This is a genomic window from Micromonospora sp. CA-111912 (assembly GCF_050948415.1).
Taxonomy (GTDB): Bacteria; Actinomycetota; Actinomycetes; order Mycobacteriales; family Micromonosporaceae; genus Micromonospora.
In genome coordinates, this window is the sequence record NZ_CP192007.1 from 6,947,115 (window position 1) to 6,962,423 (window position 15,309).

Below are 15,309 nucleotides of genomic sequence, written 5' to 3' on the forward strand. Positions count from 1 at the left end.
CCCCTCAATGGTGGGTGATGACTCGGTTGCCGGCCCCGCCCATCGCGTTGCGGTCGTAGAAGGTGACCGTGAACCGGCCGCCGCCCGGCGCCGCCGCGATCACCGCCGCGTTGGCAGCGGCACCGGCGGCGGCGGCGGGTCCGCCCGCGACGCCGGCCAGGGTCGCCGCCGCCTGGGTGGCGGTCTGGGCCAGGGCCGGCACCATCGCCGCGGCGGCCAACGCCAGGTCGCAGACGAGCCCGCCGGCCGCTGCGGCGACCGCGGCCTGGGCCGCTGCGGCGCCGGCACCGGTGGCCGCGGCGTAGACCGCCGGAAGGACCGCGGCCATGCCGCCGGCCAGCGTGGCGACGGCGATACCGGCGGCCACGGCCGGGGCGGCGGCGCCAGCGGCGCCGAGCCCACCGAGCACGCCGGTGATGACTGTGGTGACCAGGGCCGCGCGCGGGCCGGTGGCGACCAGCCGGTGTATCGCGTTGGGCACCAGCGCCGCGGGCAGCACGACACCGGTCACGGCCGCCGTGGCGATGATCGTCTCCGCCAGCGAGACGGCCCACAACCCGCGCGCGTCCCGGTCGGCCTGCACCTGGGAGACGTCGACCCGGAGGTTGCCCTGGGCCATCGGGGGTATCTGACTGCCGGCGGTGCGCGAGGTCGGCCCGCCGCGTGACTGCGGCGGCACCAGCGGCGTGCCCCGGACCTGGTAGCCGGTCAGGTAGCTCGGCACCGCCCGCCCGGGCGCGGCCGGTGCCGGCGGCGCCGGAGTGGCCCCGGCGTACCCCTCCAGGATGCCGACGGTCCGGTCGGCCGGGTGGGAGAACTGGTTCCTGGTGCCGCAGGAGATCAGCACGACCTCCGGTCGCATCCGGTCCACGAAGGCGCGGGTGGTCGCGGTGTTGGCGCCGTGGTGGCTGGCCTTGACTATGTGCACCCGTTGGGCCACCGAGTCCACCGGGTTGAGGTACGCCGAGACGCTCTGCTCCTGCATCGCCTCGATGTCCCCGCCGATGTAGTACCGGAAGTTGCCGAACCGGACCTCGAAGGCGAGGCTCTTCTCGTTCTTGGTCTGCTCGGGCGGGGTGAGCATGCCGCCGCTGCGGTAGGTGGCAGTCGCGGCGCCGTTGCGGACGAACCGGTTCGCCGCGATGCAGATGATGGTCGGTGGCGGCGCGGCCGGCGTGGGCGAGTTCAGCGGCTCGCCGGCCGCGTCGGTCCACAGAATCTCCCGGCCGACCAGCCAGTACGGGTGCCACCAGTTCGCGAGGGTGAACGGAGCGATCACGGCTCCGCCCGGCGCGACCAGCGCTGGCGGTGGCGCGATCGCCGCGTTCCCCCCCAACGGGACCGGCACGCCTCCGCCGAACATGACCGGTGGGGTCCGCACGCCGGGCACCGGCCCGGCGAACAGCCACTGTGCCGCACGCTGCTTGTGCACCGGTGTCGTGTCGCTGGACACGTTGCGGGTCACCCGGGTACGGGCCGTCCCCGGTCTCGCGATCGCGTTGACATAGAGCAGGTAGGGATCCTCGTCGGCGTTGACCGGCTCGCCCTGGTCGAAGATGAGCACGTTGTCGTAGAGCTGCGTGTTGCGCCGCGCCAGCAGCCCCCTGACACCGCCCATGTGGTCCGCGTCGTAGTGGGTCACCACCATCACGTCGAGGTCATCGGTGCCATTGGCGAACTCGGGCACGGCGGCGGTCAGGTAGCCGTCTATCCGGGTGGCGTGGCCGAGCCGGCCGCCGTCGATCAGCACGGTCCGGATCTGCGCGGCGTGCCCGCCGCCGACGCCGTCGTCGCGGGCGACGATCAGGGTCGAGTCGCCCGATCCGACCAGATCGATGTGGTGGATCTCCAGGCTCCAGGTCATCGGTGCCGCTCCCTCCGGTGCCCCACGCGGCTCACGACTTGCCGAGCATGTAGCGGGCGAGCACCTTGTAGACGCTGTTGGTGGCGAACCCGCTCTGGCTGAGCTGGGCCTGGATGTCGTTGCCGACGGCGACGACGTTGGCGTTGTAGATGCTCCGCGCGCCGGTCTTGCGGTACGGCTGGGCCAGCACCTCGATCTTCGGGGCCTCGGTCCACTCCCGGTACACGGCGTACTCGACCCGGGTCAGCAGTCGATGGGTGTTCGAGTTGGCGTCGTGTATCAGCACGGTCAACTCCAGCCACGACGTGCAGTGGTTGGTCAGGTTGTAGAGCTGGTGGCTGCGGCTCTCCCCGTCGTTCATCCGCCCGTTGAACAGCATCGTCATCAGGCCGACCGGTGCGCCGTCCGCGCTGATGTTCGTCGAGCCGTGCACGGTCAGCCGGGATCGCGGGTCGGCGTGCCCGAGCGCCACGTTGCCGTCCGGGTTCATGTGGATCGCGTCGACGATCCTGCCCTGGGTCTGGGTACGCAGACGCATGCCGAGCGACGTCCGGCCCGAGTCGTCCCGGGCCTGCACGAACGCCGTACCGTCGTGGCCGTCGCCCTCGAAGGCGTACAGGTAGAAGTGGCCCCGCCCGTAGTAGTCGCCGTCGACGTGCAGCTTGGCCTTCGGGTTCGGGGCACCGACCCCGACGTTGCCGGTCGGTTGCAGGATCACGTGGTCGTCCGGGTCGTTGCCGGTCCCGACGATCAGCCGGGCGCTCTCGCCGGCACCGCCGGCCGCCGCGGCGTCCTGGTACTGGATGAAGCCGTAGTCGCTGCCCCGGTTGACCCGGCTGCGGAACACGATGCTGCTGGCACCGCCGCCGTTGTCGTGGTCGATCAGCAACGAGCCGCTGTTCGGGCCGTGCCCGGTGCCGGTCGTCTCCTGCACGTGCAGCGGGGCGGCCGGGCTGCTGGTGCCCACCCCGACGGACGACCCGTTGGCCACCAGCGGGCCCTTGACCACCGGGCAGATGAACTGGCCGTCCTGGTAGCCGGGAACGTTCTCGTAGCGCAGGTAGAGGTTGGCCGGCCCGGACGGCAGGGAGGAGCGGATCCGGGCCAGCGGGATCTCCACGATCTCCCGGAGGTCCAGGCTGGTCTTGCTGATCGGGGTCAGGATCAGCTCGGTCGCCTCGCCCTCGACCGAGGTCCGTTCCACCTGCCAGCCCGCGCGTACCGCGGCGTTCGCCGGGATGTCGACGTCCTTCAGGTCGTTTCCGGTGCCCAGCGCCCACGGCCGGTCCAGGGTGGCCCGGGTGGTCGGCTCGTGGTCGAAGGCGATGCGCAACCGGGTCGGGCTCTGGCTGGTGTCGCGCGGGGCGAGCGGGATCGGCCCGTCGGCGGCGAGGTTGGCCACGTGCAGCACCAGCATCGACTCGGAGCGGCTGTCGTTGAGCACGAAGTTGCCGCCGGTGAAGCCTGCGTGCAGCGGAATCTCCGGCTTGCCGAGCCGGTTGACGATCTTCAGGGTGCGCCGGCGGTGGCCATCCAACGCGGTGGTCTGGCCGGCGTACCGCAACTGCCGGTAGTGCAACTCGACCCGGGTGGCGCGGGTGCCGCCGGCCACGTCCGCGATCGCGTGTTCCAGGGTGAGGTGCCAGGTCCGGCCCTGCTCCAGGGTGCGGCCCTTGGTGCTGGCCAGGTAGAAGACCACGGTCTGGTTCTCAGCGACCGGCTTGCTGATCTGCCACCCGTCGGCGGCGACCCGGACCAGTTGGTGCGGCTTGGCCGGATCGAGGCAGGGCGCGGCCAGCGTGCCGGCCCGGAACCGCAGCGCCAGGTGGTGATTGGTCGCGGTCGGCGCGGTGGTGATCGGATCCAGCAGGACCGGCTGGTCGGCGCTGTTGGTGATCTCCAGGAAGAGTTGGTGGCCGGTCGGGTCGCTGTCGATCGGCAGCACCGTCTCGTCGTCGCCGTCGAGCAGGTCGAAGACGAGCGGGTGGCTGCGCCGGACCGAGGTGACGGCAGCCTGGTCCGCCGCCATGCCGCGCTGGATCGCCTCGGCCGGCAGCGCCGCCCGGAAGATCCGCAGGTGGGCCAGGCTGCCCTTGAACCGGCGGCCGGACGCCGCACCGTCGAGGTCGCCGGCGAGCAGCAGCGGGGAGATGTTGACCACCGGGGCGCCACCGGTCGGTCCGGTCGCGGCGAGCACGCCGTTGATGTACGTGGTCGCAGTCGTACCGTCGTTGGTGATCGCGACGTGGTTCCACGCGTTCCAGGCGATGCTGCCCGGCGGGGTGTCCGGGGCGCCGGTGTTCCAGTTGCCGCCGGCGTTGAACCGGTGGTGGATGTGACCGGCGCTGTTCAGCCAGATGTTGAAGTTGCGGCCGGGCTTGCCGACGATGCCCTGCCAGAGCGTGGGGGTCGGGCCGTCCGGCTTGAGCCAGATCGACACGGTGTACGCGCCGAGCCGCAACGCCTCGGCTTCGGGCATGGTCAGCATCTCGTTCGTCCCGTCGAACCGCAGGGACCGTCCGAAGACCTCGTCGAGCACGGTCGAGGGGGTGCCGGTCGCGCGGGCGGCCAGGGTGGAGCCGGCGGCGTCCACCGCCGCGTTGTCGCGCAGCTCGTCCAGCGGCAGGTGCAGTACGAGTTTCGCCAGGTCGATCTGCATGAGCTGGCGGATCTGGTCCTCGGTCAGCGCCCGCCGGTAGATCCGCAGCGAACCGATCCGGCCCTGGAAGTAGGTGCCGGTCTTCCGGCCGCCGATCCACGCGCCGGTCAGGTTGACCTCGGCCGTCTTCCCGTACTGCCGGGTCTCGGTGAGCTCGCCGTCGACGTACAGGGAGATCCGCTGGTCCCGGCGGCTGTAGCTGACCGCCAGGTGGTACCAGCGGTTCACCGTGAACGGGTACCCGAAGATCTGGTCCCCCGGCTCGCCTCCGGTCAGGTTCACCTTCAACCTGGTGCCGACGAACTCGATCAGGAGGTTGCCGGTCGGCCAGTCGGCGCAGGCGAGCACCGTGCGGTTCCGGTCCAGCGCGTCGGCGCGGACCCACAGCTGGATGGTCACCGTGTCGGTGCGACCCAACGACGGGATCTCCACGTAGTCGGTGGTCCCGTTGAACTGGTAGCACCGGCCCAGGGTCGGATCGTCCACCGGCTGTGACTTGCCCCGGGCCGTACCGTTGTTGCCGTTGCCGGAGCTGTCGACGACCGTGCGCTTGTCGTCCTGGGTGAGGGTCAGGTGCAGGGCCAGCCCGCGGTCGAGAGCGGTCATCGTGTCCTCGCATCGTCGCTGCGCGCCCGCGCTGGGCGGAGGGTGAGCCAGCCTTCCCGGATCTCCTGGGGGCCGGTGAACAGGGCGTCGGCGCGCATCGCGGCGATGCCCGACTGGTACAGGTCGAAGATCAGCCCGATCCGGGCGGCGAGCCCGGCGAACGGTCCGTTCAGGTCCGGCGGCTCGGCCCGGTTCTCGGCCGGGGCGTCCACCACGGCGCCCGGTCGCTGGTCGGCCGGCACGATCCTGGCCCGGATCGGTTCGCCGTCCAGCGGCGTCAGCCAACCGGTCTCCGGCCGGACCAGGTGAGCCCAGACGTCCGCCGCTGCCGGCAGCGCCGCGCTGAGCCGGGCCGGGGTGACCGGGTCGGCCGGCGCCGCACCGGTCGCCGGGTCGATGCCGAGTACCTCGTCGGCCCACTGCTCCAGGCCGGCGAAGTCACCGGGCAGGGTGGCGCTCCTGCGCTGCGCCGGCGCCAGCACGGTCGCGCCGCCCGCGCCGGCCGGCACCAGCCACCGGGTCCGCGGGTCGAGCAGTTGGGTCCACAACGCCGCCGCGGTGGGGAAGTGGGCCAGGAAGGCGGTCCGGGTGATGGTGGCGTCGGCCTCCGTCTCGACCCACACCGGCCCGTTCGGCCCCGGCTCGGGCGCCAGCCAGGACCAGCGGTACCCCGGCTCCTCGCCGAGCGAGATCCGGACCTGGTCACGCGGGGTGATCAGCGGCGCGGTCAGGAAGGTGACCTCGATCGCGGCCAGCGCGGCGGTGAACTGGTCCGGCGGGATGTCGATCACCTTGGTGGGCAGCACGCCGCTGCTCGCGTGCACCTTGCCCCGGGGATCGACCAGCAGGGTCAGCTCCTCGGGCGGGTCGTCGATCGCCTGCCCGACCAGGGCCGCCGGGCTGTCGTACGGCACGATCCGGGCGTGGTCGGACGGCTCGTCCAGCGCGGCGTAGAACGTGTTGTCGGCGTACCCGTCCCCGGTCTCCTTCCAGAAGCCCAGCAGGCCGTCGTCGAACTGGTCCCGGGCGCCGATCCGGACCGGAAACCGGACCCGGGTGAAACCCTGCGAGTCCCGGGTGCCCCGGCGCAGGTCCTGGTCGAAGGAGGGCCAGCTCTGGCTGACCGCCGGCAGCCCGCACAGCTCCAGGTTCACCTTCGCCCGGACCACCGCGACCGGGCGACCGAACAGCAGCCCGAGGCCCTGCTGCTGGGCGGCGCTCTCCGGCGCGACGGTGTCCAGCGCCGACTCGATCACGTCCAGGAACTTCGCCAGGAAGCCGGTCTGCCCGGTGTCCGGAGCGCCCGGCGCCCGGGTGAGCTGGGCGGCGACCCGGCGCAGGTGCGGGTTCATTCCGGCGAAGGCCGGGTCGTGGACCTGAGCGGGGCTCACCGGGGCGGTCGCGCCCGGTGCCGGCTCCCAGCTGGCGGACTGGTCCACCTGCCCCAGGGCCGCGCCGCTGCGGTCGTAGAACATCAGGCTGTCGTCGAGATGGTTGGGCAGGATCCAGCCGCAGATCGGGGTGCTGACCGCGTGCGCGCCGGCCTCGACGTGGTCGGCGTCGGCGGCCAGCCAGCGCAGGTTCAGCCGGGCCGGCTGGACCAGCCGGGGCGGCAGCCCGATCCAGGTGGTGTTGCCCGGCTCGGCCAGCGGCTCCGGCCGGACCAGCCGGTCCCAGGTGAGGTCGCGTACCTGCCCGAAGCTGTCCACCAGGCGCAGCCGGCTGATCTGTAGCGCGCCGGCCCGGATCGGGTTGAAGTCGTCCAGCGGCATCGGCGCGCTGTGGTTGCCGCGCTGCACCGCCCCCCGTACCCGGCTGATGAAGTCCGCGTCGTCGGCGAAGGCCAGCGGGTCGGCGACCGGTAGCTGCATGGTCTGCCGGTGGGCCAGCAGCGCCTCGTTGAACCCGCTCAGCGCCTGCGACAGCGCGGCGAAGTCGGGGCCGAGCCGCCGGTACGCGGCCACCACGTTGGCGACCGGGTCGTCCGGCCCGTCCGGGCGGTACCGCTGGGCGTACCAGGTGACCACCTGGTCGATGTCCTGGAGCAGGAAGTCGGCGGTCCGGTCCTCCTCGGCGATCTGCACCACGGCGAAGAACTGCTCGTGATCGCGGTGCAGCACCAGGTCGACCAGGTACCGGGCGATGACCGTGCGCATCTGCTCGGCGGCGAACGAGGTGAGGATGCTGCTGCCGTGGTAGAACCGGGCGCCGACCGCGAGGTGCTGCCTGTCGTCGCGCAGGGCCAGCTCGACCGAGCCGCCGTCCAGGTGGTAGTTGGTGTTGATGTAGTCCGGGTCGTACGCGCCGTCGCGGTTGACCTGCTCGGCCCGGGGAAAGAACTCCACCTCCCAGTCCAGCAGCACCGGATGCCAGGGCTGCCGCCGCCAGAGCGCGAAGCCGACCGTCTCGCGCCCGGCGGACACCGCACCGGCGAGTTCCCGCCACACCGCGTCGACGGCCTGCCAGAGCGCCTCCGGTTCGGCGAAGTCCACCTCGGGCAGCAGGCGGGTGTCGAGCATGTCGTCCGGCCGCAACCGGTGGTCCTGGCCGTAGCGGGTGGAGGGGCGTACCGCGTCCCCGGCCAGCAGCAGCACCGGCTCGGTGGGCTGGTAGTAGCGCGGGCCGGCCACCTTTCGCAGCGTGTAGCCGGCCCGGTCCGTGCCGGTGGCCCGGTCGGCCAGGCTCCGGCGGATCTGTTCGGCGGCCTGGTGCCGCTGCTGGTCGAGCCGGGCGGCGGCGATTACCTGCTCGTCCAGCGTCGCGAGGTCCGACTCGATCAGCACCCGGACCGTGTCGGCGTCCGGATAGTCGTCCACCTCGTCGTGCGGCGGGTAGCTGCACAGCAGGTACTTGTACCAGTCGGAGAAGATCTGGCTGCGGGTCGACTCGATCCGCTGCCGGGTCCGGTCGTACGCGTCCTGGAGGTGGTTCAGCTCGCCGAGCGCGGCGGAGACGTCCGGCGGCAGGTCGGCGAGGTCCTGCTCGGCCGTGGCGTCGGCGGTGCCGGCTGCGAGCTGCGAGCTGACCGTCCAGCGGGACTCGCCGTCGACCGGCCGGAAGGTCCGCTCGTGGTACGCCTCGGCGAGCTTCGCGTTGGTGTCCAGCACCCGCTGCTGCGCCCCGGTCAGCTCCAGCACTGCGGCGAGCTGCCGCTCGACGGCGGCGGCCTGGTCCGGCCCGGCCGCGTCCGCGTCCGCCAGGTACGCGGCGAGCGCCTCGGCACCGCTGTTGCCGACTGCCAGGGTCAGGCCGGTAACCTCGGTGGCGCTCGTCGGGGCGAACCGCAGCCGGGCGTGACAGGCGACCCGCTCGGGCGGGATGTTGCCGAGCACGGTGGTGGCGGCGTCGTCCAGCAGTTGCCCGACCCGCTCCGCCGCGTCCTGGAACGGCGTGCTCAGCAACCGGCCCGCGCGCCAACTGGTGATCGTGGCCAGCGCCGTCTGGTTGTCCACCGGTGCCAGCCAGTCCCGGGCCAGCAGCTCCCGCCAGAGCGGATCGGAATCCGTGGATATTGCACGCAATTGGTCCTTGGTAACGGTGACCCGAGGGGTCCAGCCGTATTCCTCGGCCATTCTCTCGAGCAGCGGACCGGGCGCGACCGTAGCCGGCAAGGCCAGTTCGAGTTCGGTGGCGAGTTGGCGGACCAGTCGCCCGACACAGTCGTTACCGGGCGCCCGGTACCAGCCGATCACGTCATACTGCAGATCCGGGCCGAGTGGTCCCGGCTCGGGATCGTGAAAACCGAACACGCTGTGGCAGTTCGGATAGATGGCGGCAAAGGCGGGGTGCCCGTACCCGGCTGCGGTCAGCTTGTCGAGATATTCTGGCGCCCGCCCGGCGTCGCGGTCCGGATCGAGCCACTGGGCCAGCGACATGGACCGCCCCAGGAACCGGAACGGGTGGATTTCGGAATCGTCCAGATGGGCAGGCACGGGGAAGGCTATGGCACCCGACAGTGCTCCCTCACCGGCTGGGTGCAGGTAGTCGCTCTCCACCACCCAGCGCCGCTCGACCACGCTGTCTCCGCTGGCGGCAAGCCTGCTGCGGGTTACCAGCCAGCGGGTTGGCACGGCAGGGAAGGCGGTGCCGTCCGCTGTGTGTCCCCCCTTCGTCAAGGCGTCCGGCAGCGCCCAGTGCAGATGCACGCCGGCCTTGAGAATGAGGTTCTGGTCATGGAACGGCGTCGCGACAATCGATTCGCTCAGGTAGGCGACCTCGGGATTGATGTCGCGGGTTCCATCGAAATAGGGCAGTTTTGAGAAATCTGCCGCGCCCTCGGTGACCGCGAGATCTCCGGTGAGATGCAGCGCATCAAGGTGAATCGGGACAAGCAGTGCCGACCCCATACCACTCCGTTCGGGTTGTGGGATGCGGGATGACGTGGGAATGCCACTCTGCGCGACCGGCGGGCAGGCGCTCGCGGCTCCCGAACCCTAGCGAGTGACGGCGCCGAACAGGAAGCCCCGCGTGCTGTCCAGGAACTGACGTACGCCTGGTTTTCCGAGATGTCGAACCAGCCCCGTCGATTGGTCCCGGGGCGGGAAATCATCGGTGCTCGGTCGATCGAGCCGGGGTGTGCCGCGTTCCGGCAGGGTGGGCGCGGTCCGGGTCGATTCGGGTCGATGGGCAGCGGTGGATCGGCCGTGTCTGCCGACGGCGACCGTCGGTCCGTGCCGGACGGCAGTCCGTGCCGGCCATCGATGAGTCGGAAACCTGACCCGGCCCGGAGCGCCCTGAATCGCCCCGCTGCGCTGTCAGGCTTGGTTTCTTCTCCGCACACGGCCAGGCGGGCACCGGCTGGAAGATGTACAAGATCGTCGTCTCAGCTGACCCAGACGACCGACGCAGCCCAACGCCCTACATGAGGTCGAAATCAGCCTCCGCCGGGCGCGGGAACTTGCCACAGTGCGCTGACTGGCATGGCGCGTAGTCTGGCGCCGAACGGCAGCGTGAAGGTGCCGGTGTAGAGAACAACGCCGGCGATGAAGTCGTCGCCGAGGCGCTCGGCGAGCCTGCGCAGCCCGCGGAAGTCATCGGGTCCGACAGTCGAGGCGGCCTTGACCTCGATGCCGACGACGCGGCCGGAGCGGTCCTCGAGTATCGCGTCGACCTCGAACTTGCTGTGGTCACGGTAATGAGACAGCTCAGTGGGCTGCGCGGACCAGCTGAGCTGACGGGACAACTCGGACAGGACGAAGGACGGATTTACGAACCCGCAGGTCAGCAACCGGAGCTAGCTTTGGCACCCTACAGGTGCCCTCCTTGCTGACAACTCCGTCCGAGTTCAGCCAAGGGAGGCGCCGACGAGCATGATCATCGGGATGGACCCGCATAAGCGTTCGGCCACCATCGAGGTCGTCGACGAACGCGGCCGGGTGCTGGCTACAGGCAGATACGGCACCGACAAGGCCGGCTACGCCGACATGCTCGCGGCCGGTCGCAAGTATGCGGATCGAGTCTGGGCGGTGGAGGGCTGCAACGGCATCGGCAAACCCTTGAGGCCGGCGGACAGCGGCTGGGCCGCCGGCCTCCGCCGCCGTCAGAAGAGGGTGTAGCCGCCGTCGATGACCACGATTGAACCGGTCATGAAGCTGGACGCGTTGCTCGCCAGGAAGACGGCCGCAGGGCCGAGTTCCTCGGGCAGCCCGTACCGCTTCATCGCCGCCGGTTCCACGCACCAGGGCTGGTATTCTGGCTGGTCGACCGGCGACGCCTCGGTAAGGATGTAGCCGGGAGCGAGCGCGTTCACCCGCACCCCGTGCGGCGCCCACTCGGCGGCAAGCGCCTTGGTGAGTTGGTGCACCGCCGCCTTGGACGCGAGATAGGGGGCCTGCCAGCGAGGCCGGTTGACGATCATCGCGGACATCGAACCGACGTTGACGATCGTGCCGGAGCCACGGGCGACCATCTGCCGGCCGACGGTCTGCGCAACGTGCCACACGCCGTTCAGGTTCACATCGAGTACGGCCTGCCACTGCTCGCCGGTCATCTCGACCGCGGTCGCACCGAAGCTGATTCCGGCGTTGTTGACCAGCACGTCGATCGGGCCGAGTTGGTCGGTGATCCGGTCCACCGCCGCGGTCACCTGCTCCGGTTTGGTGACGTCCGTGTCGAGCGCCATCGCCCGTACGCCGAGGGAAGTCAGGTGGGCCAGCGCCCGCTCGGCCCGGGCGGGCTCCCGGGCGGTGATCGCGACGTCCGCCCCGGCCTCGGCGAGCGCGGTGGCGAGCGCGGCGCCGATGCCCCGGCTGCCCCCGGTCACCAGCGCCACCTTGTTGTCGAGCCGGAACGTGTCCAGGACGCCCATGGGTATCTCCTCGTGTAGTCAGACGGCCAGTTGCAGCGAGTGGGAAAGAACCAGGCCGGCCCCGCCGAGCAGGGTCGCGCGATCCTGAAGTTCGGAAAAGGCGATGCGCGGCTCCCCGCCGGGATGCGGCGGCAGTGCGGCGCGCACGTTGCGCTCGATGGCGCTTCGGAACGCCTCGCCCCCGAAAACCGCGTCACCGTGCAGTATGAACAGGCCCGGTGCGAGGATCTGTTGCAGGTTCGCGATGCCGAGGGCGAGGTTGTACGCGTATCTTTCGAACAGCTCGTCTGCCCCGGGGTGCCCCTTCGCAGCGAGACGAGCCAGCGGGCCGGTGGTCATGGTCCGGGCCGCTGGCAGTCCGAGCTGCCCTGCCTCGCTGCGCAGCCACCGGTGGGTGGCGATGGTCTCCCAGCACCCGCGTCTGCCGCACCGGCACTGCTGCCCGCCGGCATGCACGATGGTGTGCCCGATCTCGCCGCCGGAGCCCTTCGGTCCACGGTGGATGACACCGTCCAGCACCATGCCGACGCCGATTGCCTCGCCCGTGTAGATCGACGCGAACGAGGGGACACCACGCCCCTGGCCGAACCAGCGGTCCCCCAGCGCCTGGGCCCGAGGATGCAGGTCCAGGAAGACCGGCAGCCCGATCCGCTCCGACACCAGCGGGCCCAGCGGCAGCCCGGCCAACCCGGGGGCGAGGTTGATGGCGACTATGCTGCCCGCGTCGCTGTCGACCATGCCGCCGACCGCAATACCGACGCCGACCAGATCGTCGCGCTCCTGCGGCAGCACCGCCTCCAGCGCCCGTACCACAGCGTCCACCACGCTACCGGCGTCCCTGGTCCGGGCCGGGAACTGCTCCTGTGCCGTGGCCAGGACATTGCCGCCCGCACTGACCAGCGCCGTGTCGATACGTCCGGGACGTAGGTGCACCGCCCCGATCGGCCAACTGGTCGGGGAGAAGAACAGCGGCCGGGCCGGCTTGCCGCCGCCGGCGGCGACCGGGGCGGGCTCCCGCTCGACCAGTAGCCCCCGCTCAAGCAGCGGCAACACGATGGTGCCAATGGTGGCCCGGGTGGCACCGGTGAGCCGGGCCAGATCGGCCCGGGACAGCGGCCCGATGTCGTAGAGCGCCTGCAATACGCGGGCCCGGTTGGCCTCAACCGCCATCGCGGGTGACACCAGGGTTGGCGCCGGCCGGTTCGCCCCCGCCTCCGCCAGTGTCATCGGGCCCCCGCCTCCTCCAGTGTCATCGGGACAGCCATCGCCAGGCCCAGGACATGGTCGCGCGCAGCGGCCGCCCGGGACCGACCGTGGTGGGGTTCGGCAGGTTCAGCGAGTTGGGCGGACCGGTCCACGGCTCGACGCACACACCCTCCTCCTCCATGTCGTAGAGCACCCAGTATGGACACTCCGATCGCACCTCCAGCTCCAGAAGGTCGGGCCAGCGCAGTACGGGCGGCGCGGCCAGGTCCAGGAAGCAGTAGTCCCACGGGCGGGGTACCGGGGGCACCAACCGGCCGTCGGGCACCCGGTCCGCCGCGTCGGCATACATCAGCGACGGCGCGACATCCAACTCCACCTCCGCTGACCGGCTCCCGTCGGGCCCCACCAGGTAGCGGTTGAACCACGGGTGCCAGCCGACGTCAACGGGCATCCGCTGCTCGGAGTGAACTTCGATGGCGAACTCAAACCGGTCCGGGTGCAAGGTCGCGGTCTGGCTGACGCGACCTTGCCAGGGCCACGGTGGGGCAAGGTCAAGGCTGAGCCGCCCATCGTCCTCGACCCGCCAGGCGCGATCGGTGACCAGCCCGTGCAACGCGTGCGGAGCTTCGTTGGCGGGAAGTTTGTGCTGCTCGCCGTCGAAGGTCAGTAGCCCGTCGCGGAGCCGGCCGACCCACGGGGCAAGCACGAAGCTTCCCCAGTGGAAGATGTCCGCACCGTGTGGCACCAGCAGTTCGTGCCCGGCGATGCTGAACGAGGCGAGCCGGCCGCCCTGGTCCGGGTCGATGACGGCGGTGCATTCGCCGGCCGCGAGATGAATGAGCTCGCTCACCATGTCACCCGTCAGCCCTTCGCTACCAGGGACGTAATCTCGTCGATGTCGGCCGTCCCCCTATCGAACTCCCCCATCACCCGACCGCGGGCCAGCACCAGAACCCGGTCCGCGACGGAGAGGGCCTGCTGCAGGTTGTGCATGATCAGAATGACCGCTTGGCCGGCGTCCCGAGCCGCCCGGACCTGGTCGAGCACCTGTTCGGTCTGCCGGACCGCCAGCGCTGCGGTCGGCTCGTCCAGGATCAGGCAACGGGATCCGTACGCGATGGCGCGGGCGATGGCCACGGCCTGCTTCTGGCCGCCCGACAAGGTAGCCGCCGGGTCGCTGAGCCGGCGGCGGATGTCGACGCCGAGCGTGGCCAGGGCCTCTGCGGTGATCTGATCCGCGCGACGGCTGTCGAAGACCCGGAACGGCCCGAACCCCTTGGTCGGTTCGTTACCGAGCACCATGTTGCGGGAGATCGACATCAGATCACAGACGGCGAGATCCTGGAACACTGTGGAGATGCCGCGGGCACGGGCGTCATGGGCGCTTCGCAGCACCACCGGATTCCCGTCCACCTCGACGGTGCCTGAGGTGGGCTGGTGCACGCCGGAAAGCACCTTGATGAGGGTGCTCTTGCCCGCGCCGTTGTCCCCCAGCAGGGCCAGTACCTGCCCGGCGTGCGCCGAGAGGTTCACGTCGCGCAACGCAACAACCGTCTGGAACTGCATGGTGACGTTGCTTAGTGCCATGACCGGCGGAGTTGTCATCGGGCCCCCTCCTCCCCTGATTCCTTCCCGGCAGATGGCCGGTTCGGGGTCATCACGAAACGCTTCAGGAAGAGCCGGTTGAGCAGCACGGCGGCCAGCACCACGATGCCGACGAAGATGTTCACCCAGTAGCCCTGGAGCCCGACCAGGAGCAGCCCGGCACTGACCATGGCGTACATGAACGCGCCGAGGACGGTCCCGAGAACGCTGCCGTAGCCGCCGGTGAGCAGGGTCCCTCCGATGACGGCGACGGCGATCGTGATGAGCTCCCAGCCCACGCCCCGGTTAGCGTCGATGGAGAAGTACTGCACCGCCATGATGACCCCGGCGACCGCCGCGGTGAAGCCGGAGATGGAGAAGAGTCCGATCGTGGTTCGGGCTACCGGCACGCCCAGATTCCGTGCACTGGTGCTGTTCTGCCCGATCGCGAACGTCCAGTTTCCCGCCCTGGTGCGCAGAAGGAACACCGTCGCCAGCACCGCCAGCACAAGGAACCACAGCAGCGACATGCGGAAGCCGAACAGATTCGGTCCGGCGAGCACGTCGGCGTACGTCTCGGGAAAACGGACCACCACCGGGAAGCCGCTCGTCTGCATGGTGAGTACGCCCCGGAACACCAGCGCGGTGGCGAGCGTCACGATGAACGAGGGTAGGCCGGTGGTCACCTGGATGACCCCGTTCAGGGCGCCGAGCGCCGTCCCGAAAGCGAGCGCACAGACGATGGTCAGGATTGGCGGGAGGCCCAACTCGTTGCCGAAGAAGTACATCGCCCAGCCGGTGAGCCCCACGATAGTGCCGACGGAGAGGTCGAAGTGACCGCCGATCATAAGGATGGTCACCCCGATCGCGACAATTCCGTACTGCGCCGCGAGGCTGGTCACGTTCACGCCGTTGGAATGCGACAGGAACAGGTCGGGCACGATCAGCGCGAAGCAGACGAAGGCCCCCAGGAGGCCGCCCAGTGAGGCGAGTTCGGGACGCTGCAAGATTCGGTTCAGCAGCGGCACCCGCTGGTGGGCGTCTCGCCTGACGGTCGAGGTACCTGCGGTGAGCGGTGACCGG

Annotated in this window: 9 protein-coding genes and 1 pseudogene; 1 reads left to right on the forward strand and 9 read right to left on the reverse strand. The window is 70.5% G+C overall.

Annotation, left to right across the window (positions count from 1 at the left end; translation table 11 throughout):
- Positions 1 to 4: 4 nt before the first annotated feature.
- The 4 genes and pseudogenes from ACQPZO_RS29695 to ACQPZO_RS29710 form a co-directional block, all read right to left on the reverse strand.
- A complete protein-coding gene (locus ACQPZO_RS29695; protein ID WP_433345416.1) occupies positions 5 to 1,864 on the reverse strand; it encodes a ComEC/Rec2 family competence protein in 1,860 nt (619 codons plus the stop codon).
- A 31-nt stretch (positions 1,865 to 1,895) separates the two neighbouring features.
- Positions 1,896 to 5,129 (reverse strand): LamG domain-containing protein, encoded by a 3,234-nt coding sequence (locus tag ACQPZO_RS29700; protein WP_433345418.1) that lies wholly within the window; start codon positions 5,127 to 5,129, stop codon positions 1,896 to 1,898.
- Positions 5,126 to 9,145 carry a hypothetical protein gene (locus tag ACQPZO_RS29705; RefSeq protein WP_433345420.1) on the reverse strand — a complete coding sequence of 1,340 codons (4,020 nt, stop codon included), beginning with the start codon at positions 9,143 to 9,145 and terminating at the stop codon, positions 5,126 to 5,128. Before ACQPZO_RS29705 ends, ACQPZO_RS29700 begins: the two co-directional genes overlap by 4 nt.
- Positions 9,146 to 10,002: 857 nt before the next feature.
- Positions 10,003 to 10,329: pseudogene (locus tag ACQPZO_RS29710) on the reverse strand (DUF4143 domain-containing protein); the annotation flags it as partial.
- 109 nt (positions 10,330 to 10,438) lie between these two features.
- Here ACQPZO_RS29710 and ACQPZO_RS29715 point away from each other — a divergent pair.
- Positions 10,439 to 10,684: a hypothetical protein gene (locus ACQPZO_RS29715; RefSeq protein ID WP_433345422.1), complete on the forward strand. Its 246-nt coding sequence runs from the start codon at positions 10,439 to 10,441 to the stop codon at positions 10,682 to 10,684.
- On the opposite strand, the gene ACQPZO_RS29720 is transcribed toward ACQPZO_RS29715, so the two are convergent.
- From ACQPZO_RS29720 to ACQPZO_RS29740, 5 genes are read right to left on the reverse strand one after another with little or no spacing between them, the layout of a single operon-like run.
- Positions 10,669 to 11,436: a glucose 1-dehydrogenase gene (locus ACQPZO_RS29720; RefSeq protein WP_433345424.1), complete on the reverse strand. Its 768-nt coding sequence runs from the start codon at positions 11,434 to 11,436 to the stop codon at positions 10,669 to 10,671. The two genes, ACQPZO_RS29715 and ACQPZO_RS29720, sit on opposite strands and share 16 nt — an antisense overlap.
- An 18-nt stretch (positions 11,437 to 11,454) precedes the next feature.
- On the reverse strand, positions 11,455 to 12,663 hold the full coding sequence (locus ACQPZO_RS29725) for an ROK family protein (protein WP_433345426.1): 1,209 nt from the start codon (positions 12,661 to 12,663) through the stop codon (positions 11,455 to 11,457).
- A 22-nt stretch (positions 12,664 to 12,685) separates the two neighbouring features.
- Positions 12,686 to 13,492, reverse strand: a complete 807-nt coding sequence (locus ACQPZO_RS29730; protein WP_433345428.1) for an aldose 1-epimerase — start codon at positions 13,490 to 13,492, stop codon at positions 12,686 to 12,688.
- A gap of 11 nt (positions 13,493 to 13,503) precedes the next feature.
- Positions 13,504 to 14,247, reverse strand: coding sequence for an ATP-binding cassette domain-containing protein (locus ACQPZO_RS29735; protein ID WP_433345430.1), 744 nt, complete (start codon positions 14,245 to 14,247; stop codon positions 13,504 to 13,506).
- Positions 14,244 to 15,254: an ABC transporter permease gene (locus ACQPZO_RS29740; protein ID WP_433345432.1), complete on the reverse strand. Its 1,011-nt coding sequence runs from the start codon at positions 15,252 to 15,254 to the stop codon at positions 14,244 to 14,246. The genes ACQPZO_RS29735 and ACQPZO_RS29740 overlap by 4 nt, the downstream gene beginning before the upstream one ends.
- Positions 15,255 to 15,309: the final 55 nt, after the last annotated feature.